General features: G+C 75.1%; 20 protein-coding genes and 1 riboswitch. Of the genes, 10 read left to right on the top strand and 10 right to left on the bottom strand.

The genetic code is table 11. The annotated features are described in order from the left end of the window. Positions 1-137 precede the first annotated feature (137 nt). A complete protein-coding gene (locus SNE206_RS30075) occupies positions 138-1,100 on the top strand; it encodes an ATP-binding cassette domain-containing protein (RefSeq protein ID WP_407916673.1) in 963 nt (320 codons plus the stop codon). Beyond that, positions 1,097-1,882, top strand: coding sequence for an ABC transporter permease (locus SNE206_RS30070; RefSeq protein WP_407916672.1), 786 nt, complete (start codon positions 1,097-1,099; stop codon positions 1,880-1,882). Before SNE206_RS30075 ends, SNE206_RS30070 begins: the two co-directional genes overlap by 4 nt. Before the next feature lie 172 nt (positions 1,883-2,054). Here SNE206_RS30070 and SNE206_RS30065 read toward each other — a convergent pair whose 3' ends face one another. The 4 genes from SNE206_RS30065 to SNE206_RS30050 all read right to left on the bottom strand — a co-directional run bounded on the left by SNE206_RS30065 (position 2,055) and on the right by SNE206_RS30050 (position 5,797). After that, a complete protein-coding gene (locus SNE206_RS30065; protein WP_407916671.1) occupies positions 2,055-3,284 on the bottom strand; it encodes a saccharopine dehydrogenase family protein in 1,230 nt (409 codons plus the stop codon). A 97-nt stretch (positions 3,285-3,381) separates the two neighbouring features. Further along, positions 3,382-4,311, bottom strand: coding sequence for a hydroxymethylbilane synthase (gene hemC / locus SNE206_RS30060; RefSeq protein ID WP_407916670.1), 930 nt, complete (start codon positions 4,309-4,311; stop codon positions 3,382-3,384). A gap of 17 nt (positions 4,312-4,328) precedes the next feature. Next, on the bottom strand, positions 4,329-4,985 hold the full coding sequence (locus SNE206_RS30055) for a DUF6629 family protein (protein WP_407916669.1): 657 nt from the start codon (positions 4,983-4,985) through the stop codon (positions 4,329-4,331). Positions 4,986-5,137: 152 nt separating this feature from the next. After that, positions 5,138-5,797, bottom strand: a complete 660-nt coding sequence (locus tag SNE206_RS30050) for a transcriptional regulator (RefSeq protein WP_407916668.1) — start codon at positions 5,795-5,797, stop codon at positions 5,138-5,140. 502 nt (positions 5,798-6,299) lie between these two features. Here SNE206_RS30050 and SNE206_RS30045 point away from each other — a divergent pair. The 3 genes from SNE206_RS30045 (at position 6,300) to SNE206_RS30035 (ending at position 9,353) form a co-directional block, all read left to right on the top strand. Next, positions 6,300-8,135, top strand: coding sequence for a cellulase family glycosylhydrolase (locus SNE206_RS30045; RefSeq protein WP_407916667.1), 1,836 nt, complete (start codon positions 6,300-6,302; stop codon positions 8,133-8,135). Positions 8,136-8,402: 267 nt separating this feature from the next. After that, the gene (locus SNE206_RS30040) at positions 8,403-8,711 is read left to right on the top strand and encodes a cupin domain-containing protein (protein ID WP_407916666.1); all 309 of its coding nucleotides are present in this window, start codon (positions 8,403-8,405) and stop codon (positions 8,709-8,711) included. Between the two features lie 120 nt (positions 8,712-8,831). Then, a complete protein-coding gene (locus SNE206_RS30035; protein WP_407916665.1) occupies positions 8,832-9,353 on the top strand; it encodes a hypothetical protein in 522 nt (173 codons plus the stop codon). A 195-nt stretch (positions 9,354-9,548) separates the two neighbouring features. On the opposite strand, the gene SNE206_RS30030 is transcribed toward SNE206_RS30035, so the two are convergent. The 3 genes from SNE206_RS30030 to SNE206_RS30020 form a co-directional block, all read right to left on the bottom strand. Beyond that, on the bottom strand, positions 9,549-10,757 hold the full coding sequence (locus SNE206_RS30030) for a glycoside hydrolase family 6 protein (RefSeq protein WP_407916664.1): 1,209 nt from the start codon (positions 10,755-10,757) through the stop codon (positions 9,549-9,551). A gap of 416 nt (positions 10,758-11,173) precedes the next feature. Further along, positions 11,174-12,241, bottom strand: a complete 1,068-nt coding sequence (locus tag SNE206_RS30025; protein WP_407916663.1) for a transglycosylase family protein — start codon at positions 12,239-12,241, stop codon at positions 11,174-11,176. 1 nt (position 12,242) lies between these two features. Continuing rightward, positions 12,243-12,394: riboswitch (cyclic di-AMP (ydaO/yuaA leader) on the bottom strand. A gap of 815 nt (positions 12,395-13,209) precedes the next feature. After that, positions 13,210-14,682, bottom strand: a complete 1,473-nt coding sequence (locus SNE206_RS30020) for an MFS transporter (protein ID WP_407916676.1) — start codon at positions 14,680-14,682, stop codon at positions 13,210-13,212. A gap of 97 nt (positions 14,683-14,779) precedes the next feature. On the opposite strand from SNE206_RS30020, the gene SNE206_RS30015 reads away from it, so the two are divergent. Next, the gene (locus SNE206_RS30015) at positions 14,780-15,688 is read left to right on the top strand and encodes a LysR family transcriptional regulator (protein ID WP_407916662.1); all 909 of its coding nucleotides are present in this window, start codon (positions 14,780-14,782) and stop codon (positions 15,686-15,688) included. A 106-nt stretch (positions 15,689-15,794) separates the two neighbouring features. Here the strand turns inward: SNE206_RS30015 and SNE206_RS30010 are convergent, their stop codons facing one another. Beyond that, a complete protein-coding gene (locus SNE206_RS30010) occupies positions 15,795-17,303 on the bottom strand; it encodes a glutamate synthase subunit beta (protein WP_407916661.1) in 1,509 nt (502 codons plus the stop codon). 313 nt (positions 17,304-17,616) lie between these two features. On the opposite strand from SNE206_RS30010, the gene SNE206_RS30005 reads away from it, so the two are divergent. The 4 genes from SNE206_RS30005 to SNE206_RS29990 all read left to right on the top strand — a co-directional run bounded on the left by SNE206_RS30005 (position 17,617) and on the right by SNE206_RS29990 (position 21,010). Next, positions 17,617-18,309 carry a MarR family winged helix-turn-helix transcriptional regulator gene (locus SNE206_RS30005; protein ID WP_407916660.1) on the top strand — a complete coding sequence of 231 codons (693 nt, stop codon included), beginning with the start codon at positions 17,617-17,619 and terminating at the stop codon, positions 18,307-18,309. Positions 18,310-18,386: 77 nt separating this feature from the next. After that, positions 18,387-19,037 (top strand): beta-glucanase, encoded by a 651-nt coding sequence (locus SNE206_RS30000; protein WP_407916659.1) that lies wholly within the window; start codon positions 18,387-18,389, stop codon positions 19,035-19,037. Between the two features lie 266 nt (positions 19,038-19,303). After that, positions 19,304-20,347 carry a LacI family DNA-binding transcriptional regulator gene (locus SNE206_RS29995; protein WP_407916658.1) on the top strand — a complete coding sequence of 348 codons (1,044 nt, stop codon included), beginning with the start codon at positions 19,304-19,306 and terminating at the stop codon, positions 20,345-20,347. A 120-nt stretch (positions 20,348-20,467) separates the two neighbouring features. Then, the gene (locus SNE206_RS29990) at positions 20,468-21,010 is read left to right on the top strand and encodes a flavodoxin domain-containing protein (protein ID WP_407916657.1); all 543 of its coding nucleotides are present in this window, start codon (positions 20,468-20,470) and stop codon (positions 21,008-21,010) included. A 186-nt stretch (positions 21,011-21,196) separates the two neighbouring features. Here the strand turns inward: SNE206_RS29990 and SNE206_RS29985 are convergent, their stop codons facing one another. Then, positions 21,197-23,431: a cellulose binding domain-containing protein gene (locus SNE206_RS29985; RefSeq protein ID WP_407916656.1), complete on the bottom strand. Its 2,235-nt coding sequence runs from the start codon at positions 23,429-23,431 to the stop codon at positions 21,197-21,199. A gap of 466 nt (positions 23,432-23,897) precedes the next feature. Beyond that, on the bottom strand, positions 23,898-24,233 hold the full coding sequence (locus SNE206_RS29980) for a YnfA family protein (protein WP_407916655.1): 336 nt from the start codon (positions 24,231-24,233) through the stop codon (positions 23,898-23,900). Positions 24,234-24,271: the final 38 nt, after the last annotated feature.

Below are 24,271 nucleotides of genomic sequence, written 5' to 3'. Positions count from 1 at the left end.
CCACCCTCGACGCCACCACCACCCTCGGCCGCATCCACAACACCCTCAGGAACACCGCCACCACCCCCACCCTGACCCTCCACGCCACCACCACCCACGGCAACATCACCGCCCGCAGCCTCTGAGGAGCACCCGCCATGACCACCCCCGCCATCGCCGCGAACGGCCTGCGCAAGTCCTACGGCGACAAGACCGTCCTCGACGGCATCGACCTCACCGTCCCCCGAGGAACGGTCTTCGCCCTCCTCGGCCCGAACGGCGCCGGCAAGACCACCGCCGTCAACATCCTCTCCACCCTCACCACCCCCGGCCCGGGCAGCGGCGACATCCACATCGACGGCCACGACCTCGCCACCCACCCCCAGGCCGTACGTGCCGCGATCGGCGTCACCGGCCAGTTCTCCGCCGTCGACGGCCTGATCACCGGCGAGGAGAACATGCTCCTCATGGCCGACCTGCACCACCTGCCCAGGCCCGAGGGGCGGCGGATCGCCGCCGAGCTCCTGGAGCGCTTCGACCTGGCCGAGGCCGCGAAGAAGCCCGCCTCCACCTACTCCGGCGGCATGAAGCGCCGCCTGGACATCGCCATGACCCTGGTCGGCAGCCCGCGCATCATCTTCCTCGACGAGCCGACCACCGGCCTCGACCCGCGTTCCCGCCACACCATGTGGGGCATCATCCGCGAACTCGTCACCGGCGGCACCACCGTCCTCCTCACCACCCAGTACCTGGAGGAGGCCGACGAACTCGCCGACCGCATCGCCGTCCTGAACGACGGCCGGATCGCCGCGGAGGGCACCGCCGAGGAACTGAAGCGCCTCGTCCCCGGCGGCCACGTCCGCCTCCGCTTCACCGACCCCGCCGCCTACCGGAACGCCGCCCTCGCCCTGCCCGGAGCCGCCACCGACGACCAGGCCCTGGCCCTGCAGATCCCCCACGACGGCAGCCAGCAGGCCCTGCGCGCCACCCTCGACCACCTGGACACCGCCGGCGTCGACGCCGACGAACTCACCGTCCACACCCCCGACCTCGACGACGTCTTCTTCGCCCTCACCGGCGGCGCCGCCATCCCCCACCAGTCCAAGGAGACCACCCGATGAGCACCCTCGCCCCCGCCCTCCGCGACTCCGCCACCATGCTGCGCCGCAACCTCCTGCACGCCCGGCGCTACCCCTCGCTGACCCTCAACCTGCTGATGACCCCGGTCATGCTGCTCCTGCTCTTCGTCTACATCTTCGGCAACACGATGAGCGCGGGCATCGGCGGCGGCGACCGTTCCGACTACATCGCCTACCTCGTGCCCGGCATCCTGCTGATGACCATCGGCAGCACCGTCATCGGCGCGGCCGTGTCCGTCGCCACCGACATGTCCGAAGGCATCATCGCCCGCTTCCGCACCATGGCCATCCACCGCGGATCCGTCCTCGTCGGCCACGTCGTCGGCAGCGTGCTCCAGTCCGTCGCCAGCGTGGTGCTCGTCGGCGCCGTCGCGGTGGCCATCGGGTTCCGTTCGACCGATGCCACCGCGCTGGAGTGGCTCGCCGCGTTCGGACTGCTCGTGCTCTTCGCCCTCGCCCTCACCTGGATCGCGGTCGGCATGGGCATGGCCAGCCCGAACGCCGAAGCGGCCAGCAACAGCGCCATGCCGCTCATCCTGCTGCCGCTGATCTCCAGCGCCTTCACCCCCATCGACGCCATGCCCGGCTGGTTCCAGCCCATCGCCGAGTACCAGCCCTTCACGCCCGCCATCGAGACCCTGCGCGGCCTGCTGCTCGGCACCGGGATCGGTCACAACGGCTGGCTCGCCGTCGCCTGGTGCCTCGCCCTCACCGCACTCGGCTACCGGTGGTCGACCGGCGCGTTCAACCGCGGCCCGAAGTAACCGCCGTGGCCGGTGGGCCGGCACTCCCCGCACACGCCTCGCCCCGGGGCGGCGTACTCCCCGACACCGGGTCGGCGTACGCCGCCCCGTCGGCGTTGCCGGGCCGCGGCGCCCGTGGCGCCCGCGGCACCCGCCACCGGCCGTCCGCCCGGTGCGGGGACGGCCGCGGACGTCACCGCCGACCGGCGGCCCGGCCGGGTGCCGCCGCCGGCGGGGCGTCCAGTACCGCGAACCGCAGGCCCGCGGCGACCAGGCGGTCGACCAGCGGCCGCCCCATCGCCACCGCCGTGGTCACCTGGCCGGAGGTCTCCGGCAGGTCGTCGTAGGCCAGGCAGAGCGCCGCCTCGGCCAGCATCACCGCGGTCTCGGTGTAGCCGGGGTCGCCGCCGGACACCTCCGTGACGACCGAGCGCCCGTCGTCCGCCCGGGCCGCGAACCTGACGGTGAACCAGGAACGCGCCCGCTGCTCCGGACCCGGCCCCTCGCCCGGCCTGCGCAGCGCCGACAGCGCCCGCCGCAGCGCGGGAAGCTGGGCGGCCGCGGCCAGCCCGGCGACGGCGGCGACCCCGGCCAGGGCGACCGGCAGCCGCCGCACCGCCGCGTAGTGGCGGTAGGTGAAGTCCGGGCCGTAGCGCTCCAGGGCGGCCGCCGACCGCCCCACGACCTGCGGGTCGATCGTCGGCAGCGGCACGGTCCAGGCGCGGGCCGCGCGCGACCGGCCGGGCGTGCCGGTCGGCGTACGGACCAGGCGGCCCTTCGGCCGGGGTTCGACGGCCCGCCGCTCGCGGGCCGCCCGCGCCGTCGCCCGCGGCCGGGAGAAGGCGGTGAGTGCCGAGGCGAAGGTGCCGCCCGAGACGGTGCCGCCGGCCCGGACGAAGCCCTCCACCGCGAGCCGGCCCACCGGACCGCCGCGCCGCAGCAGTTCGTCGACCGTGAACAGCACCCCGAGGTCGTGCGGCACCGAGTCGAAGCCGCACGCGTGCACGAGCCGGGCGCCGGAGGCCACCGCGCGCTCGTGGTGCCGCAGGTACATCCGGTCGACGAACTCCGGCTCGCCGGTGAGGTCCACGTAGTCCGTGCCGGTCTCCGCGCAGGCGGCCACCAGGGGCTCGCCGTGCCACAGGTACGGGCCCACGGTGGAGACCACCACGCGCGCCGAGGCCGCGACCGCGCGCAGCGAGGCCCGGTCGGCCGCGTCGGCGACCAGCAGCGGAAGGTCCGCGCAGCGGGGGTCGACGGCGGCGAGCCGGGCCCGTACGGCGGCGAGCCGCTTCTCGTCGCGCCCGGCGAGCGCCCAGCGGCAGCCCTCGGGTGCGGCGCGGGCGAGGTACCCGGCGGTCAGCCCGCCGGTGAAGCCGGTGGCACCGAACAGGACGAGGTCGTACGGGCGCGGCGCGGCCATCACTGTCCCTACTCGCGGGTAATCGGGGTCGCCACGCTAGGAGCGGGCCGCGGCGCTGTCAACGACGGCGCCGCGGCCCGTTCCCGGCGGCCCGGTCTCAGTGCGCGATGCCGTCGATCAGCTCCTGGGCGCCCTGCCGCTTGAGCGCGAGCGCGGTCGAGGTGCCCAGGTCCTCCGGGCTCAGCGCGCCGGCCCACTCGTGGGCGTCCAGCACGCGCTTGCCGTCCGGGGAGAAGACCCGGCCGCGCATGGACAGCCGGCCGTCGTCGCCCGCGCGGGCGTAGCCGGCGATCGGCGCGTTGCAGTGGCCCTGCAGCACGTGCAGGAACATCCGCTCGGCGGCGGCCTCGCGCCAGGTCTGCGGGTGGTTCAGGCCCGCGACGGCCTCGACGGTGGCGGTGTCCTCCTCGCGGCACTGCAGCACCAGGATGCCCGCGCCGATCGGCGGACACATCGCCGACTCGTCCAGCACCTCGCTGATGCGCGCGGCCAGGCCGATCCGCTCCAGGCCGGAGACGGCCAGCAGCAGGGCGTCGGCCTCGCCCGCGTCGAGCTTGGCCAGCCGGCTGTTGGCGTTGCCGCGCATCGGCACGCAGGTCAGGTGCGGGTGCGAGGCGGCGAGCTGGGCGATGCGGCGCACCGACGACGTGCCGATCCGGGTGCCGGCCGGCAGCTCGTCCAGGGTGAGGCCGCCGGGGTGCACGAGCGCGTCCCGGACGTCGTCGCGCGCCAGGTAGGCGGCGAACACCGTGCCGGCGGGCAGCGGCCGGTCGGCCGGCACGTCCTTCAGGCAGTGCACGGCGAGGTCGGCCTCCCCGGCCAGCAGCGCGGCGTCGACCTCCTTGGTGAAGGCCCCCTTGCCGCCGAGCACCGCGAGGTCGCCCATCCAGCGGTCGCCGGACGTCGTCACCGGTACCACCTCGGTCCGCAGGCCTGGGTGCAGCAGGGCGAGTTCGGCGCGCACCCGCTCGACCTGCGCGAGCGCCATCGGGGAGGAGCGGGTGACGATACGGAGGGTGTCGGACATGCCCTCATGATAGGCCGTCAGGTCGGCCCCTCCGTCCGTGCCGGGCCGGGTCCGCCGCCCGACCAGCCGACCAGCACCACCGACGCCAGCGCGGCGAGCGCACACCACGTCGACGCGAACTCCAGCCGCCACAGGGCCGTGCACACCACCGCACCGACGCCCACGAGCACCCCCAGCAGGCGCAGGGTCCGGTCGGCGGCCGTCAGCAGCGCCCCGACCGTCGTCAGCAGGTAGCCCGCCGTGAGCAGCACCACCGGGCCGACCCCGACGGCGTACGCCAGGGTGTGACCGCGCGCCCGGGCCGTGACCGGGCCGCCCAGCACGGCCGCCGCCAGCGGCACCGCCACCGCCGCGCCCAGCGCGAGCGCCCAGGTGGCACGCCGCCGGGCCGGGCCCGGCGGGGCCGCGCACCGGACGCCGAACGGCACCAGCACCGGCAGCAGGGGGAGCGCGATGAACGCCCAGGCCGTCCGGGCCGCCGCGGCGGTGTCCGCGGCGACCCGCCCCTCCGCGCCCATCCACACCACCGCCTCCAGCAGCTGGTGCAGGCCGAGCACCAGCGGCAGGAGGGCGAGCGGCAGCCGCCGGGGATCGCGCACCCGGGCCAGGCAGGCCGCACCGAGGCCGGTCACGACGGCTCCGGCGACGACGTCCGCCTCCGCACTCCAGCACACCCGGGGCCACCTCCGGCCGGTCCGCCGTACGTTCGATGCCGGGCGCCGGGCGCGTGATGCCCGGTGCTTGATGCCTGATGCCTGATGCCTGATGCCTGATGCCCGGTGTTCTGTCCGTCCGCCGTCCGCCGTCGGCAGGTCAGGACGGCAGGTCAGGACGGCAGGTCGGCGAGGGTGTTCCAGAACATCAGCTCGTACGCCTGCAGCAGCTGACCGTAGCCGCGGCCCGTGCCGATCCGTGCGCCGTCGAGGCCCGCCGCCTCCAGGACGGCCACCGCGACCTCGTCCGCGGCCGGGTCGGGTGCGGCGAAGAAGTCGAAGAACGCGCAGTCGGCGTCGTCGAAGCCGTAGTGCCGTCGCAGGCCGCGTGCCACTGCGGCGCAGTAGCCGCCCCAGGTGGCGAAGTTGGCGGTCAGCGCGAGCACCACGCCGCCCGGGTCGCCGTTCAGTGCGAGCCACGCGACGTACGAGGGGTACGCCTGGCACCCCGGCAGTGCGCGGCGCGAGGCCACCTCGCGCGCGCCGAGGCCGCAGCGGACGGCGAACGCGTCGAGCAGGTGGAGGGCCTCGCCCTCGCCGTTCGCCAGCGCGGCGAACCAGTCGCCCGCCGGGGTGTCGGAGCACCGGGCGGCGAGTACGAGCAGACTGCGCCGGTCGCTCGTGAGGATGCGGTGCTGCTGAGCTGCGAGCTCCGCCAGGGCGGACAGCGGCGCCCGTCCGGCCTCGATCGCGGAGACCATGCGGTTCTCGCGCTGCCCGGGGGTGAGTTCCCTCCGCACGTCCTCCAGGACGCGGCGCGGGGTGCGGCCCATGGTCGTGCTCCCTTCCCGCTGCCCGTACGCCGGGTCGACGGCGGTCGTCGTGTGGTCAGCGTAGGCGCGGCCGGGGCCGGGGCCGGGGTGGCCGTCCCGGCGTGGCGCGACGCGACGCGACGCTGCAGGTCCGGTGCGGCCGCCGGTTCCTGGGAGCGCTCCCAGAGAGGGATTCGGACGGCCCGATGCCCGGCAGTCCTCCGTTCACTACTCGGCGCCCGAATGCCGGATTCGTCCTCCCGAATGCGCGAGCCGGGCCCAAATATTCAAGTCTTGAAGACTGTTGGGCGTATTGACGCAGTCTTCCGCCTCTGGCTTGATGATGGCGTCCAGCGGCACGGCTGCTCCTCTCGGGAGAAGAGCGACCCAGTCGCGTGGGAGCGCTCCCGCAGTGCCTCCTGCACCATCTCTGCAGCTCGCACCCTGTACGCCCCCACCCGCCCGGTGGCCGCCCACTCCCCCCGGCGGCGGCCACCGGACAGCCCCCAGAGAGGACGGGACCATGCGCCTTCAGCTGCCCCACCGGCTGACGCGCCGACTCGGCCGTACCGCCGCCGCGCTCGCCGCGGCGACGGCGGTCATCGCCGCACCCACCGGCCTGCAGGCCGCGCACGCCGACACGGCCGCCGCACCGGCGGCGGTCACCGCTGCCGCGGCCGGCGCCGGCTACTGGCACACGAGCGGCCGCCAGATCCTGGACGAGGCGAACCAGCCCGTCCGTATCGCCGGCATCAACTGGTTCGGCTTCGAGACCGGTAACTACGTCGCGCACGGCCTCTGGAGCCGTGACTACAAGAGCGTCATCGACCAGATCAGGACGCTCGGCTACAACACCATCCGGCTGCCCTACAGCGACGACATCTTCAAGGGCACCCAGCCGGCGAGCATCAACACCTCCGGCGGCATGAACGCCGACCTGGTCGGCCTCAACTCGCTCCAGGTGATGGACAAGCTGGTCTCCTACTCCGGCACCGCCGGCCTCAAGGTGATCCTCGACCGCCACCGGCCGGACTCCGGCGGACAGTCGGCGCTCTGGTACACCGCCGCCGTCCCCGAGTCGACCTGGCTCACCAACCTCAAGGCCATCGCCGCGCGGTACACCGGAAACTCCGCGGTCGTCGGCATCGACCTGCACAACGAGCCGCACGACCCGGCCTGCTGGGGCTGCGGTGACACCGCCACGGACTGGCGGCTGGCCGCCCAGCGCGGCGGCGAGGCCGTGCTCGCGGCCAACCCCAAGCTGCTGATCTTCGTCGAGGGCGTGCAGACCTTCAACGGCAGCTCCAACTGGTGGGGCGGCAACCTCCAGGGCGCCGGCCAGTACCCCGTCCAGCTGAGCGTCCCGAACCGCGTCGTGTACTCGGCGCACGACTACGCCACCAGCGTGGCCCAGCAGCCGTGGTTCTCCGACCCGTCGTTCCCCGCCAACATGTCGGCGATCTGGGACAAGAACTGGGGCTACCTCTTCAAGCAGAACATCGCGCCGGTCTGGGTCGGCGAGTTCGGCACGACCCTGCAGTCGACGATCGACCAGCAGTGGCTGAAGACCCTGGTGCAGTACCTGCGGCCGACCGCCCAGTACGGCGCCGACAGCATGAGCTGGACCTTCTGGTCGCTGAACCCCAACTCCGGTGACACCGGCGGCATCCTGAACGACGACTGGACGACGGTCAACACCACCAAGGACGCCTACCTCGCCGACATCAAGGCCCCGGCCTTCGGTGGTGGCGGCGGTGGTGGCGGCGGCGATGTGACCCCGCCGTCCGTCCCGGGCGGTCCCACCGTCACCGGCACCACCACGAGCAGCGTCTCGCTGTCCTGGACGGCCTCCACCGACGCCGTCGGCGTGGTCGGCTACGACGTCTACCGCGGCACCACCAAGGTCGGATCGCCGACCGGCACGTCGTACACCGACAGCGGGCTGACCGCGGCGACGGCGTACACCTACACCGTCCGCGCCCGGGACGCCGCGGGCAACGTCTCGGCCGCCTCGGCCGCCGTCACCGCCACGACCGCCTCCACCGGCACGAGCTCCGGCTGCGCCGCCGTGGTCACGCTCAACGACTGGGGCAGCGGCCTGACCGCCAACGTCACGGTCACCAACACCGGTACGGCGCCCACCAAGTCCTGGCGGGTCGCCTGGACGTGGCCGAGCGGGCTCAAGGTCTCCGGCAGCTGGAGCGCCACCGTCGTGCAGTCCGGCCAGACCGTGACCGCCGACAGCCTCGCCTACAACGGCGCTCTGCCGGCGGCCGGTTCGACCACCTTCGGCGTGCAGGCCACCCGTACGGGGACGGCCGACGCCGTCACCACGGCGACCTGCACCGCCACCTCCTGACCCGCGGTACGGGGCGGTGCACCTGGCCCGCCCCGTACCCGGCCCAACTCCGCCGCCCGGGAACCCTGTTCCCGGGCGGCGGCATGCCGTCCGCCCGCTCCGCCGGTCCGTTGCGCGGTCCGTCGCACCGGCCGGCTGGATACGTCATCAGGTTTTACCGAACGGTCGACCGATCGTCGCAGTCGGCCGGGTAGCGTCCCCGTCATCCGCCGATCGCACGGCGGGCCCTCCCGCGGTGCGGGAGCGGCCTGCGGAAGGGGCATGCCCATGAGTCCGATCACCGACCTCGCCGACGCCGCGTCCAGGCTTCCGGCCGCCTGGTCCTCCCACCTGCTGGGGCACGTCGGCACCACCGCCGTGAAGGTCCTCCGGATGGACGGGCGTGCGCTGCCGGACGAACGGCACGCCTGCACGGAACTGCTGCTCGTGCTCGACGGCCACCTGGAACTCGCCGTCGAGGACACCGAGGTGACGGTGCTGCCGGGCCAGATGTTCGAGGTGGCGGCGAACGTGCGGCACGCCGTCAGGCCCGGCAGCCGGGGCACGCTGGTGGTCGTGGAGGTCTTCGGGAACTGACCCCGGCGGCAGGCCCGCCGCCGGGCGGCGGTCTGCGGGGCCGGGGCCGGACGGGCCGTTCCGCGGCGTCCTCCGCGCGGCGCGCCCGCCGGAGCCCGGTCTCCTGTTTACGGTGGGCCGGTGAACCGTCCTGTCGCGCGGGAGACCGCACCGCAAGGCCCGGAACCCGCGACCGCCCGTACGGACTACACCGGGGCCGTCTACGGGTCGCTCCTGGCGGCGTCCGTGGTCGCCACCGCGGGGGCCGCCGGTGAGTTCCCGCGGCTGCAGCTGGTCGTCCTGCTGCTCGTCACCGGGCTCGTGTTCTGGGCGGCGCACGTCTACGCGCGCCTGGCCGGTGAGCGGTTCGTCGGGCAGGCGACGCCCTGGTCGGAGGTCCGCATGGTCGCCCGGCACGAGTGGTCGATCGTCGAGGCGGCCACGCTGCCCGCCGCCGCGATCGCCCTGGGTGCGGTGTTCGGCCTCGACCTCGACACCAGCGGCTGGATCGCGCTCGGCGTCGCCGTCGCACAGATGGTCGGCTGGTCGTGCCTCGGTGCCCGCAAGGCGGGTGCTTCACGCCGGCAGGTCGTGCTGGAAGGGCTGGTCAATCTCGTGCTCGGCCTGGTCATCGTCGCCGCCAAGGGCGCGCTGTCCCACTGAGCACGGCCGGTGGGGCCGTCCCGGGGTCCGAACCCCGTCAGCCCGTGCCCGGTGCCGCGATCGGGAAGGTGCCGCGATCGGGAAGATGGAACGACCGGGAAGGTGGAACGGCCGGGCGCCGCACGGAACCGGTGTGCGTGCGGCGCCCGGAAGCGGCCCGGGTGGGTGGAGTCCGGGCCGCTCGGGGAAGGGTGGTCAGTGGCCGCCGGGAGTCGGCAGGTTGAACTTCAGGGCCGGCGAGGCGGCGGCCGCGAGGCCGTGCGCCTGTGCGGGCCACCACACGCCGGCGGCCGGGTCGGCGGCGCCGTACTCGGGGTCGATGCCGCCGGTGGTGCCGCGGGTGCAGGAGCCGTCCGACTCGCCCGGCACCTTGATCCAGAGGAACGCGTCGAGGAGCGGGGTGCGGGTGTCCGCGGTCGGGCGGGTGCCGAGGCCGCGGGCGGGCGGGTTGCACCAGGTCTGGGCGTCCGGGTAGGTCGCGGTCGGGGTCCAGGGGCCCTGGCCGTTGCGGCTGGTGTCGACGACGAAGTGCGGCAGTGCGGCGTCGGCGGGCACGTGCGCGGTGTACCACGCGTCGGCGTCGGCCTGCGGCCAGTACTGGTTGGCGCAGTCGTCGGCCACGGCGCCGGGGGTGTTGGTGAGGTACCAGGAGCACTTGGCGATCTGCGTGCCGTAGCGCACGAGGTCGGCGTCCTTCTGGTAGTTGGAGACGTTGAGGAAGAAGCCCTGCGCGCGGTTGACGCCGCCGTCGACGAGGAGCTTCGCCATGGTGCCGGTGTTCTGCCAGCCGCTGTGGCCGGCGTCGAGGTAGACGGCGGCGCGCGGCTGCCGGGCGAGCCGGTCGACGGCGCCGTTGATCTCGGCGAGGCGGTCGGCCTGCTGCTGGGCGGTGCCGCCGCAGAACGTCGGGCTGAGGGCGAGGCCGTCCGGTTCGAGGACGACGACGGTCTGCCGGTTGCCGATGCCCTTGGCGAGGCCGTCGATCCAGGCGGCGTACTCGGACGAGTTGGAGGCGCCGCCCGCGGAGTACTGCGAGCAGTCGCGGCCGGGCACGTTGTAGGCGACGGCCACCGGCACCTGGTGCTGCCGTGCGGCGCGGCTCTGCAGGTCGGCCATCGCGGTGGTGGTCTCCTGCGGGGTGGCCGTGCCGTTGAACCACTGCGCCACCGGGTACGAGGCCATCTTCGCCATGGCGAGGGCGTTCGTGTAGTCGCCGGCCTTCAGGTCGGTGACGGCCTGGTGGGCGGCCTTGCTGTCGAGGTCGACGTAGAACGAGGCGCCGGGGGCGGGAGCGCGGCCGGGGCCCTGGGCCGGTGCGGCGGACGCGGTGGCGGGCAGACAGCAGACCGCGGCGGTGGCGACGGCGGCGCTCGCGGCCGCGATACGACGGCTGGGGCGTGTCACAGGGGCTCCTCGGGGTGGGCGGGCGGGGGCTGCGGGTGCGTGGGCGTCAGGTCCGGCGGTGGGGCTATATGTGGGAGCGCTCCCATTAAGTCCTGTTCGTCCGGGCCGTGCCGAGCTTCTCCGGTGGGGTGGAGCGCGGCATGCTGAGCGTAAATCCCGCAGAAGATGCGGTGGATGGTGATGCGAAGGCAGTTGTAGTCGGAGCCTCCTGAGCCGTCAAGGCTCTGCGCAGGATGGGCCGTTAATTGCGGGAGCGCTCCCGCATGCTGGATGCGGGAGCGGGTGCGGGCCGCCTCGACCGGACCGCTTCACGGACTGCGGGCCGGGCCGGACGGCCGGTGCCGGCACGCGCGCCGAGGCCGCCGGCACTCCGGGGGTCCGGGGTGCCGACGGCCTCGTGGGTTCGTCGGGCGGGCTCAGCCGATCTTGAGCACCTGGCCGGGCTTGATGAGGTCGGGGTCCTCGCCGATGGTGGTCGAGTTGCCGCTGTAGACGTTCTTCCAGCCGCCCAGCTTGTGGTTGGCCGAGATGTCGGAGAGCGTGTCGCCCGCCGCCACCGTGTAGGTGTCCGGCTCGGCGGCCGGCGGAGCCTCCGTCACCGTCGTGGCGGGAGCGCCCGGGTCGGCCGACTCCGCGGCGCCGGACGGGTCGGTGCCGGTGGCCGGTGCGGTCCCGTCGGTGGCGGGCAGGCCGGTCGCGGGCGCCCCGGTGGCCGGCGTGCCCGTGACCGGCGTGTCGGTGGTGGGCGTGGTGCCGGTGCCCGGCAGGGTGCCGGTGCCGTCCGTCGGGGCCGGCGGCGTGGTGACCGGTGCGGTCGGCGTGCCGGCGTCCTGGCCGGGCAGGACGGTGCCGGGCGTGCCCGTGGTGGTGGTCGGGGCGGAGGGGCTCGCCGTGACGGCGGTGTGCGCCTCGTAGACCGCCTGGCTGGTGGTCCAGTACCAGGCGCCGTCCACCTGGTACCAGTAGATGCCGTTGGCGTCGCGGCCCTGCATGCCGGGGAACACCGGGGCGGAGCTCCGGCTGCGGCTCTCCGTCACCGTCGTGGTGGCGGTCGGGGCGGGGGTCGCCGAGGCGGTGGCGGTGGGCTCGGCGGCCTCGGGCCGGCCCTCCCCGGTGAGCCCGGCGGTGGTGGCGCAGCTGCCCCAGGTGCGGGCACCGCGGTCGGCGAGCACGCGCTCGGCGACCGTGATCTGCTCCTCCTTGGTGGCGTGGTCGGGGGAGGCGCCGTAGGGGCTGCCGCCGTAGGCGACCCAGGTGTCGAGGTCGAGCTGGAGGCCGCCGTAGGAGCCGTTGCCGGTGGCCCGGCTCCAGTCGCCGGCGCTGGCGCACTGGGCGACGGCGTCCCAGGTGGTGACGGGGGCCGCGTGGGCGCTGGTGGCGGCCAGGAGCGGTATGGCGAGGCCTGCGCCGGCCACACCGGCGGCCGACACGGCGCGCTCGGTCTGGGTGGGGCGGCGGTGGCGGCCCGAGCCGATGAAACCCATCGAGTTCCCTCTCCGCACGCCTGCGAGGTGAGCTGTCGGGTTCGGACCGGGAGGTGGCCCGGCCGCGCGGACGCGGCTTCACCCCAAGCCGTCGGGGACGGCGACGAGTCGTGGGTCCCCCGTCCCTGCCCAGGTTCTGGTCGATGACCCGGTGGGCGCGGTGGGCAGGGTTCGGCGTGCCGCGCTTCGGGCGCCCGTGCTGTGGCGGGCTGATCGGAGATTAGAGGGATCGTCACCTCGATAACAAGCCAGCATCCCGACCATCACACAATCATCACCAGTGCTGTCCCGTCACCGTGCCGCATTTCGGCCGGGCGGCCCGGGATCCGGGGCGGCGGCCCCATGGGTGCGCACGGCCGCGCCACAGGTGAGGCGGCGTCGGACGGGCCGTGGCGGCCCGATCGGGCGGCCGCCGGAGGCGTCCGGCAGCGCCTCCCGGGGCGTGCGCAGGATGCGTGGGGATTGTGCAGGGTGACACGGCGGAAAATGCGCCTATTGCGCTCCCCATTCCCGTGGAATTCACCGCGGGGAATTCCGGCGTCACCCGTCCGGCGCCCGCGGCGGCATTCACGCGGGGAGCGGTCCGGGCGCGCCGGGGCCTGCGGTCGGGGGCTCATCGCCACACGAACGAATGTCCGAGCGGAGTGCCGCGCCGCCGGTGGGGCGGCCGGTGCGGGTGCCGGTGCGCGACCGGTTCGTGGCGGAACGGTTCGTCCGCACCCGAGCGCGAGGGCGCCGCCACCAGGGGCGTCGCGGGGCCGCGGACCGCCGTGACGCCGTCGCGGGGCCGATCGCCCCGGCAGGTCTCCGGCCGGGCGGCCCCGACCGCGGCAGGCCTCGCCCGGCGTGAGCGGGCGGTGGCCGAGGGCGACGCCGCCCGCGGTGCCGGCCTCCCGGGGCCCGCCCGGCCCTGCGGGCCCTCAGGCGGTCGGGCGGTCGGGCGGTCGGGCGGTCCGGCGGTCGGGCGGTCAGGGGTTCTTCCGGGCCCCGCCGTCCGCGCGGCCGCGCAGACCGAGCGTGACCGCCACGGCCGCCAGCAGCACCGGTACGGCGACCACCCGCAGGCCCACGGCCGTCGCGGCCGCGAACTCCGCCGCCCCGGAGCCGCCGTGGACCCCGCCGGGGCCGAGCCGGGCGGTGAGCACCGTGCCCACCACCGCGACGCCCAGGGCCGCGCCGAACTCCCGGGCCGCGGTGTTCAGCCCCGCCCCCAGCCCGGCCTGCCGCGGCGGCAGCTCCGACATCACCGCGTGGGTCAGCCCGGGGGCGCAGAGGCCCAGGCCGGCGGAGAGCACCAGCAGCCAGACCGCGTACAGCGGGTACGGGGTGGCCGGTCCGGCGGTCGACATGCCGAGCAGCCCGGCGCCGATCAGCGCCAGCCCGCCCCCGGCGACGAACCGCACGCCGTGCCGGGCCTGCAGCCGGACGGCGAGCCGGGGCACCAGGGCCATGCCGACCGTGAGCGGCACGATCGCGAAGCCCGTCCGCGCCGGCGAGTAGCCCTTGACGTACTGCAGGAACTGCGCGTTGACGAAGAACAGCGCGAACAGGCCGAAGAAGGACGCGGCGGTGCCGAGTGCTGCCGCCCGCAACCTGCGGGAGGCGAACAGTCGCGGGTCGACCAGGGGGTGGCGCGCGGTCAGGGCGTAGCGGGTGAAGCCGGCCAGCAGGGCCGCGCCCGCCGCGAAGCCCCCGAGCACGTGGGCCGAGGCCCAGCCGCGCGACGGGCCCTCCACGATGCCGTACAGCAGGGCGCCCGTGCCCGCGGTGAGCAGCACCGAGCCGAGCGGGTCGGGGGCGGCGGGGTGCCGGGGGAGCCGGGGGACGGTGCGCAGCACGGCGGCGGCCAGCACGGCCGCGAGCGGTGCCATCGCCCAGAACAGCGCCTCCCAGGGCAGGTACTGGGCGACCAGGCCGCCGCCGAGGTTGCCGACGAGGCCGCCGAGCCCGATGGCGAGGGTCCAGGAGGCGAGGGCCTTCACGCGGTGCCCGGGGCCGGCGAGTTCGGTGAGCACCGACATGGTGGCGGGCATGATCAGCGCCGCGCCCGCGCCGGAGACCGCGCGCCCGGCGACGAGCACCGCCACCGAGCCGAGCGGTCCGGCGGCGGCGCTCAGGCAGGCGCCGCCCGCGAACAGGGCGAGTCCGGTGAGCAGGGCGGGCCGCCGCCCGTAGCGGTCGCCGCACGCGCCCGCCGGGATCAGCAGGCCGGCGAAGACGAGGACGTACGCGTCGACCGTCCACAGCAGCCCGGTGGCGGACGGATGCAGGGCGGACGCGGCGAGCCGGGGGAGCAGCAGGTTGATCGCGGCGACCATGCCCTGTGCGACGAGCACGCAGGCGCACATCGTGAGCAGGGTCGGCCGGCGCAGCGCGGCAGGGCCGGGCGGTGGCGGGGCGGTGGCGGGGCCGTGCGGGGCGGACCGGCCGGGGGCGGGCATGGGCAAGGGAGCTCCTCCGGGAGCGGGCGGGTGTGGGTTCCCGTTCACGGTAGGGCGGGTGTGGGATTGTCTCCAGTGCAAGTTTCGCAAGAGAGGAATGCGTCCCGTGCAATCCGGAATGGACCTGAACCTGCTGGCCGCGCTCGACGTGCTCGTCGAGGAGTCGAGCGTCTCCGGGGCCGCGGCCCGGCTCCACCTCTCCGAGCCGGCCATGAGCCGCACCCTGGGACGGATCCGCCGGGCCCTCGGGGATCCGGTGCTCGTCCGGGCGGGACGCGGCATGGTGCCCACACCGCACGCGTTGGCGATCCACGCGGAGGTCCGGGCGGTCGTCGAACGCGCCCGCGGGCTGTTCACCGCGGCCGGGCGCGTCGACCTGCGCGCGCTCGACCGCACCTTCACGGTGCTCGCCCACGAGGCCTTCGCCGCCGCGCACGGCGCCGCACTCCTCGCCCGCACCGCGGCGGAGGCGCCGGGGGTGCGGCTCCGCTTCCTCGGCGAGAGCCACCTGGACGCGCCGAGCCTGCGCGACGGGGCCGCCGACCTGGAGGTCGGCGTGATCGACACCACCGCGCCCGAGGTCCACGTCGAACTGCTCCACGAGGACACCATGCTGGGCGTCGTCCGCCCCGGGCACCCGCTGCTCGACGGCCCGGTCACCCCCGCCGCCTTCGCCGCGGCCCGGCACGTCGGGGTCTCCCGGCGCGGCCGGCTGACCGGTCCGATCGACGCCGCGCTCGCCGAACTCGGCCTCGCCCGGACGACGGTGGGCACCCTCGCGACGTACCCGGCGGCGCTGTTCGTGCTGCGCTCGACCGACCTGGTCGGCCTGGTCACGACCCGCAGCCGGGACCTCGCCGACGCGCTCGGCCTGGTGACCTTCGAGATCCCGCTCGCCCTGCCCACGCTGCCGATCGGCCTGGCCTGGCACCCGCGGCACGACGCCGACCCGGCCCACGCGTGGCTGCGCGCCTGTGTCCGCGAGCGGCTGTCGGCGACGCCGTGACGGCATCGGTGCCGTGACGGGGGCGGTGCCTCCCGCGGCGGACCTGCGGCGGACCTGCGGCGGACCCGCGGCGGATCCGTGGCGGTGGGGCAGCCCGACCGGGCGGTCAGGTCGGCAGGGGCGGCAGGTCCTCGGCGGTGATCGCCCGGTCCTCCGGGCAGATCGGGGCGGGGAGTTCGTCCCGGCCGGTCAGGTAGCGGTCGACGGCGGCGGCGGCCGCGCGGCCCTCGGCGATGGCCCACACCACGAGCGACTGCCCGCGGCCGGCGTCCCCGGCGACGAAGACGCCGTCGGGGCCCGCCGCGAAGCGGTGGTCCCGGGCGAGGTTGCCGCGGGCGTCCAGGCCGATGCCCAACTGCCCGGCGAGGACGGCGCCGTGGTCGGGGCCCGTGAATCCGAGGGCGAGCAGCACGAGGTCGGCGGCGAGGGCCTGTTCGGTGCCGGGCACCGGTGCCCGGCTGCCGGGGGCGGCCTCGGCGAAGCGGACGGCCCGGACCCGCCCGGCCGGGTCGGTGTCGAAGCGGACGGTGGCGGCGGCGTAGGCGCGGATGTCGTGCTCGTCCGGACGCGGGGGCCACAGCTCGCCGGCCTCCTCGTGGGAGGTGGTCTCGTGGCGGACCTTCGCGTGGACGGGCCAGGGCTGGGCGTTCGGGCGGGCCGTCGGCGGCCGCGGATTGATGTCCAACTGCCTGACGTCCAGAGCCTCCTGCCGTACGGCGGTGCCGACGCAGTCCGCGGCGGTGTCGCCGCCGCCGATGACGACCACGTGCCGTCCGCGGGCGTCGACCGGCGAGACGGGCAGGTCGCCGGCCACCACCCGGTTGGCCAGCGGGAGATACTCCATGGCCTGGTGCACGCCTGCGGACTCCCGTCCGGGCACCGGGAGTTCGCGCCAGGAGGTGGCTCCGACGGCGAGCACCAGCGCGTCGCAGCGGGTCCGCAGCGCGTCCGCGGGGAGGTCGCTGCCCACGGTCACCCCGGTACGGAACTCCGTTCCCTCCGAGCGGAGCTGGTCGATGCGGCGGTCGAGCCGGTGCTTCTCCAGGCGGAAGTCGGGAATGCCGTAGCGCAGCAGCCCGCCGACCCGGTCGGCGCGTTCGTAGACCGTCACGGAGTGTCCGGCGCGGGTGAGTTGCTGGGCGGCGGCGAGCCCGGCCGGTCCGGAGCCGACCACGGCCACCGTGCGGCCGGTGGTGCGCGCCGGACGCCGGGGCTGCTCCAGCCCGTGCTCCCAGGCGTGGTCGGCGATGGCGAGTTCGATGTTCTTGATGGTCACCGCGTCGGCGTTGATGGCCAGCACGCAGGCGCTCTCGCAGGGTGCGGGGCAGAGCCGGCCGGTGAACTCCGGGAAGTTGTTGGTGGCGGAGAGCCGTTCCACCGCGTCACGCCAGTCGTCGGCGGAGACCAGGCGGTTCCACTCCGGGATGAGGTTGCCCAGCGGGCAGGCCTGGTGGCAGAACGGCAGCCCGCAGTCCATGCAGCGGGAGGCCTGGCCGCCGACGATGGGCAGCAGCGCCCGCGGCCGGTAGACCTCGTCCCAGTCGTGCACACGGGCCGCGACGGCCCGCCGCTCGCGGAGGAGGCGCGGTGTCCTCAGGAACGCGGGGTCGGCCATCGTCGGCCTCCGGCGGTGCGGTCCGGCTGGTGACGGGGGGAGCGGCGACGGTGGGCAGCCGGGAAGGCGTGCGCGCGGGGCCGTGTGGCCACCGTACGCCTGCCCCTGCGGCTGCGGCAACGGAGGCAGCCGCAGGTCACGGGCCCCGCCGCCGGGTGCGTCCGCCGCAGGCGTTTCGGCAGCCGGACCGCGGCGGCCGCGGGAGCCGCGCGGGTCTCTCGACCGTCGAGAGACCCGGGGGTGGGACAATGGAGCCGGCCCGTGGCCCGGCGCTAGGCTGGGGCGTTCCCGCCGTGCTGTCGAGAAGGTGAAAGTGTCCGACCAGGAGTCGACCCCGCCCCCGCCGGGGACACCGGACAGCCCCGGGACACCGGACAGCAGGGCCTTCGGCCGCCTCCTGCAGGGCCTCGCCTCCGAGATGAACCTGCTCGGCCACGGATTCGCCGCCGCCCACGGCCTGCACGCCACCGACGTCCAGGCGCTGCTGGCGATCCTCCGCGGCTCCACCGGCGTCACCGGCCCCGCCACCCCGGGCCGGCTGCGCGAGGAGCTCGCCCTGACCTCCGGCGCCGTCACCGCGGTGCTCGACCGGCTGGAGCGGGCCGGCCACATCCGCCGCAGCCGCGACGGCGCCGACCGGAGGCAGGTCCACCTGCACTACAACCCCGGGGCGAGCCGGATGGCCGCCGAGTGGTTCGGGCCGGTCGCCGCGTGCACGGACGCCGTCGCCGCCGAGTTCGACGCGGACGAGCTGCGCACCGTCGCCCGCTTCCTCGACCGCATGACGACGGGCCTGGAGGAGCTCCGGCACGCGCGCCGCGAGGACGGCGGGACCGCCCTCCCCGCTGCGGCCGGCCTCCCCCGGCGCGCGGACGCCCCCGCGGCCCCCGCGGAGGCCCCGGACGCCTCCGCGGCCGCCGCGGGTGCGGCCCGTTCGGATGCGTCCGACAGCGGCACGGGTGCCGGTGCCGGCGATTCGGATTCGGAGCCTCCGATTCGCATATGACGAACCGTAGCGGGTAAGTCACTCCCAGTGATTGACAGGTGCGCTGCGACGCGGCGGCCCGGCACCGGGAGGCGACGATGGCAACGGTCTTCAACGCGGACTTCGGATCGAACCGGCAGTGGGTGGCGGGGCGCACCAGCGCCTATCCCCGCATGGGGCCCACCAACCGGAGCGACCACAAGCTCGACCACCTCGTCCCCGCCTACTGCCCCGGCGGCGAGTTCGTCGCCACCCGGCTGGCCGGCGGCGACCTCTGGGACTGCAACCTGCTGACCACCGAGGGCAGCCCCGACAACTTCCAGCTGCTGCCGGGGGACACCCTCCTGGCCCGCGTCACGCTCCCGACCGGCCTCGGCGCCTGGCCCGCGATCTGGACGTGGCGTGACGGCGGCAACGAGATCGACGTCTTCGAGTACCACCCCGACAACCCCGACCTGCTGGAGGTCTCCAACCACGTCCGCGGCGGGTACCGGTACTGGCACGGCGGCGCGGTCGGCATAGCCCCCGGCGCCACCGTCAACCTGCGGACCGTCTTCGGCCGCCGCTCCGTCGACTGGTACGCCAACGGCGTCTCCGTCCACTCCGACCGGCGCGGGGTCGGCAGCGCCTGGCACGCCCACCTGATCGTCAACCTCTCGGTCTCCGACGGCACCTACCACCCGCGGCCCCCCGCGACCGGACCCGGCCGGCTCTCCTGGACCTGCCACAGCCTCACCGTCGAACGCTGAACGGACCGCTCCCCGGCCGTCCCGGCCGTTCTTACGCGTCGAACGGGCGGCCCCGGGGCGTCGCCGCGGACGCCCGCCAGGGCTCAACCGGTTAAGCCCAGGGCGCCGCGGTACCGGCGCGCGTCCGGCCTCCCCGACCGTCTCCTGCCTCAAGCGGTTCGTGGACACGGGCCCGGCACGGAGCCTAGATTGGGCACCGATCTTCGCGCCGCGAGCGGGCGCACGGAGCCGATCGACGGGCGGGTACGCCCACGGAGGGGCGGGCGATGAGCCGGGACAGGTCCGACATCAGGCGCGTGACCATCCGGGACGTCGCCGTCCGGGCCGGCGTCTCCACCGCCGCCGTCTCCCTCGCCCTCAACGACCGGGCCGGCGTCTCCGCCGCGACCCGGGAGCGGATCCTCGCCACCGCCCGCGAGCTCGGCTGGACGCCCAACACCGCGGCCAGGTCGCTCTCCGGCCAGCAGGTCGACACCATCGGCCTCGTGCTCGCCCGGCCCGCCCCCATGCTGGGCCGGGAACCCTTCTTCATGGACTTCATCGCGGGCGTCGAGAGCGTCCTCGTCGAACGCCGCTGCTCGCTGCTGCTCCGGCTGGTGGGCACCGTGGAGGAGGAGATCGAGGTCCAGCGCGAGTGGTGGCAGGGCCGCAGGGTCGGCGGCTCGCTGCTGGTCGACGTCCGGGTCGACGACCCCCGGATCGAGGCCCTCTCCGCGATCGGCCTGCCCGCCGTGGCCGTCGCCCACCCCTCGCTCACCGGGCCGTTCACCTCCGTCTGGACGGACGACGGCACCGCGGTCCGCGAGGCCGTCCGCTACCTCGCCGCGCTCGGACACCGGCGCATCGCCCGGGTGGGCGGCCCGGCCGGCCTCGGTCACAGCGCCATCCGCAGCCGCGCCTTCGCCGAGGTCGCGGAGGAGCTCGGCCTGGAGGAGGCGCCCACGCTCGCCGCCGACTTCTCCGGCGAGGGCGGTTCCCGTGCCACCCGTACGCTGCTCTCGGCCGTCCGCCGGCCGACCGCGATCGTCTACGACAACGACGTGATGGCCGTCGCCGGCCTGTCCGTCGCCGCCGAGATGGGCCTGCGCGTGCCGCAGGACCTCTCCCTCCTGGCGTGGGACGACTCGCAGCTGTGCGAACTCGTCCGGCCCCGCCTGTCGGCGATGAGCCACGACGTCTTCGGGTTCGGCGCCCAGGCCGCCCGCTGCCTCTTCGAGGTGCTCGCCGACGGTGAGGCTCCGTCCCGCCCGGCCCCTGCACCCGTCCTCGTCCCGAGGGAGTCGACCGCCCCGCCCGGCGGCGGCCGCTGACACCGGCCGTACGCCCTGCGGAGGGCGGACCGAAGGCCCTTCCCTCCGGACGCCCCGGGGACGAGTCTGGAAGTGTCGGCGGGCCGGCCCGGCACCCGCCGCGCACCGAGGGAGGCCGTCATGAACACCCCGACACCCGCGATCCTCGTCACCTACGGCAGCAGGCACGGCGCGACCGCCGGGATCGCGGAGGAGATCGCCGACGCGCTGCGCGAGGACGGCTTCGCGCCCGCCGTCGTGCCCGCGCGCGAGGTCACCGACGTCACGCCCTACGACGCCGTGGTGATAGGCGGCTCGCTGCACGCCGGCCACTGGAACCACGACGCCCTGCGGTGCGCCCGCCGCAACGCCGCCGCGCTCGCCGAACGCCCGGTCTGGTTCTTCAGCAGCGGCCCGCTCGACACGACCGCCGAGCAGGAGGACCTCGCCCCGGTGCCCGGCGCGGCCCACGCGATGGCGCAGGTGCACGCCCGCGGGCACGTCACGTTCGGCGGCTGCGTCACCGCCGACACCCCCGGCGTGGTGGCCCGGGTCCTCGTCCGTTCCGGGCGGGCGGGCGACTTCCGCAACCCGCCGCGCATCCGCCGCTGGGCCCACCGGGTCGCGGGCGAACTCCGGGCCCACCCCGGGCCGGCCGCCGCGCCCGACCACGCCGACGCGTGAGCAAGCGGCCACGACCACCGCTGTGGTGATCCACGGCGGACGGCGCTCCGGGCCCGCCCGGTGGCGGCCGGGCGCGGCCGCGCCCCCCCCGGGGGGGGCGGGGCCCCTGCCCCCCCCCGCCGCCGCGGCACCCCGTCCGTGCGTGCCGGTGGACCCGGCACGCACGGACGGGACGCGCCGCCGGGGTCAGGGGGTGTGGACCACGGGCCGGGCGGGGGCCGTCATGCCGTCGCCGAGGAAGAACCCGGTGTGCGGCGGCTGGTTGTAGGCGGTGTTCTGCCAGGCCACCGCGGTCCGGTAGGTGGTGTCGTGCATCAGGGTGGTGATCCGGCGGTCGGTCTGCACCGGGGTCGAGTAGATGCGCAGCGCGGTGTTGTCGGTGGTGGCCCAGACGACCTCCTCGCGCCAGTCGCCGAGGATGTCGCCGGAGAGGGCGGGGGTCGACTTGGTGCTGTTGTTGGCGTGCACCCCGGCGGCGGTCAGCAGTCGGGTGTCGCCGCCGGTGCCGTACTTGTCGATGTGGGTGCCGTCGAGGAGTTCACGCACCGGGTCGGCGTCCCACCAGGCGAGGAAGTTCGTCGAGCCGGGCTTGCGGCCGATGTTCCGGCCCTTGGTGTCGAGCAGCCCGTCCACGGCGGAGGACCAGGACTCCGCGCCGGCGCTGCCCGCGTACACGTCGTCGGAGACGCCGCGGCCGTTGTCGCAGCCGCAGGAGGCGTTCTGCCAGATGATCTGGCCGGTGCGGGCGTCGGCCATCCAGGCGGCGGGCTTGCTGGTGTCCTCGTCGACCTTGAAGACCTCCAGCCCGGCGCGGGCCGGGTCGAGGTCGCCGACGTGCAGGGTGTCGCCGTGGCCGTTGCCGGTGTTCCAGAGCTTGGCGCCGTTGTCGTCGATCGCCATCGAGCCGTAGACGATCTCGTCGCGGCCGTCGCCGTCGACGTCGGCGACCGAGAGCTGGTGGTTGCCCTGGCCCGCGTAGGCGCTGTTGCCGCTGGTGCTGGTGTCGAACTTCCAGCGCTCGGTGAGCTTTCCGCCACGCCAGTCCCAGGCGGTGATGACGGTGCGGGTGTAGTAGCCGCGGGCCTCGATCAGGGACGGGCGCTGCCCGTCGAGGTAGGCGGTGCCGGCGAGGAAGCGGTCGACCCGGTTGCCGTACGAGTCGCCCCAGGCGGAGACGGTGCCGCGCGGCGGGTCGTAGTCGACGGTCTGCATCGCGGCGCCCGTCAGGCCGTTGAACACCGTGAGGTACTCGGGGCCGGTGAGCACGTAGCCGGAGGAGTTGCGGTGGTCGGCGGTGGAGCTGCCGATGACCCTGCCGGTGCCGTCGACGGTGGCGTCGGCGGTCTTCGCGGCGATCTCGGCACGTCCGTCGCCGTCGTAGTCGTACACCTGGAACTGCGTGTAGTGCGCCCCGGAGCGGATGTTGCGGCCCAGGTCGATGCGCCAGAGGCGGGTGCCGTCGAGCCGGTACGCGTCGAGGTAGGTGTTGTCGGTGACACCGGACTGCGAGTTGTCCTTGGCGTTGGTGGGCTGCCACTTGAGCACGAACTCGTAGGTGCCGTCGCCGTCGAGGTCGCCGACGGAGGCGTCGTTGGCCTCGTACGCGGCGGACGGCGGCTGGATCGGCACGTCGCGGTAGCCGCTGCCGAACGCCAGCGAGGCCGGGGAGGCCGCTTGTTCGGTGCCGCCGACCACGGCGCGCACGGTGTAGGAGGCGGTGGCGGCCGCGCCGGCGTCGAGCAGGTCCGTCCCGCCGGTCAGGGGTGCGGAGTTGACCTTGGTGGTGCCGCGGTAGACGTTGAAGGCGACGCCGTCCGGGTCGGTGGCGAGCCAGCGCCAGGAGACGAGGTTGCCGGTGCTGCCGTGCACGGAGACGAGACCGCGGTCGAGCTTCTCGACCTGCCGTCCGCCGGTGCCCGCGGTCGGGCTGGTGGACGGCGACGGCGACGGGCTCGGCGAGGTGCTCGCGGTGGGGCTCGGGGACGCGGCGGCGCCGGTGCACAGCACGCCGTTCAGGGTGAACGAGGCGGGTGCCGGGTTGGCGGTGCCGGTGAGCGAGCCGTTGAAGCCGAACGAGGCCGTGCCGCCGGTCGCGACCGTGCCGTTGTACGAGACGTTCTTCGCGGTCACCGCGGCCGTGCCGAGGGTGACGTCGGCGTTCCACGCCTGGGTCACCTGCTGGCCGCCGGTGTAGGTCCACTGCAGGCTCCAGCCCGACAGTGCGTCACCGAGGTTGGTGATGACGACGTTCGCGCCGAAGCCGCCGGACCACGTGTTCGTGACGCTGTAGTCGACCCGGCAGCCGGCGGCTGCCGCGCCGGCGGTGTGCACGGCGAGTCCGGTGCCGGCACCGGCGAGCACGACGGCCCCGGCCAGGGCGGCGTACCTGCGGCGGACTCTCCGACGGCTGTGCTGGGACATCTGCGCCTTCTCTCGGACGGGGGCGACGGGCGGGTGCGGCCGCGTCGTCCCAGGTCGCCGCCGCACCGCCGGAGGTTGCCGTCGTCGGAGGACCGCGTTCCCGGGCGTGCCGGGCAGGTGGCGTCCGTCCCCGACCGCACCGGGTGGTGGCGGCGGGTGGTCCGGCCGCGGCCCCGAGGGGGGAATGCACCATCCGCGATCCGCGGGATGCGTGGAACGCCCATGAGGGAAGGGGCTGTTGTGCGTAGCGCCACTCTCGCCCGGTTGAGCGCGCGGTGTCAACATTCGCGTCGCTCGCCGATGGACGGCCGCCCGCTGCCTGCTGCCCGTCCGCCGCCCCTCCGTTGCCCGGTCGTCGTCCGCTCGTCGTCCGCCGACGGACCGCCGTGGCCGGGCGGGGATCACCCGGCCACGGTCGGCCGGGCCCGCTGAGGGCTGCGGGCTGAGGGCTGTGGGCCGCGGGCGCTCAGCGCCCGCGCGGGGCGTACATGATGACGGCGACGCCGGCCAGGCAGACCAGGGCGCCTGCCACGTCGTAGCGGTCCGGCCGGTACCCGTCCACGGCCATGCCCCAGGCGAGCGAGCCCGCGACGAAGACGCCGCCGTACGCGGCGAGGATACGGCCGAAGTCGGCGTCGTCCTGCAGGGTGGCGACGAAGCCGTACGCGCCGAGGGCGACCACCCCCGCGCCGATCCACGCCCAGCCGCGGTGCTCCCGGGTGCCCTGCCACACCAGCCAGGCCCCGCCGATCTCCAGCAGGGCGGCGAGCAGGAACAGCAGGACGGAACGCACGACGGTCATGCGGTGACCCTACGCGCGGCGCCGCCGGCCCGGGCCCC

It is taken from the genome of Kitasatospora sp. NE20-6 (assembly GCF_045862635.1).
This window is presented reverse-complemented; position numbering and strand designations above follow the sequence as displayed.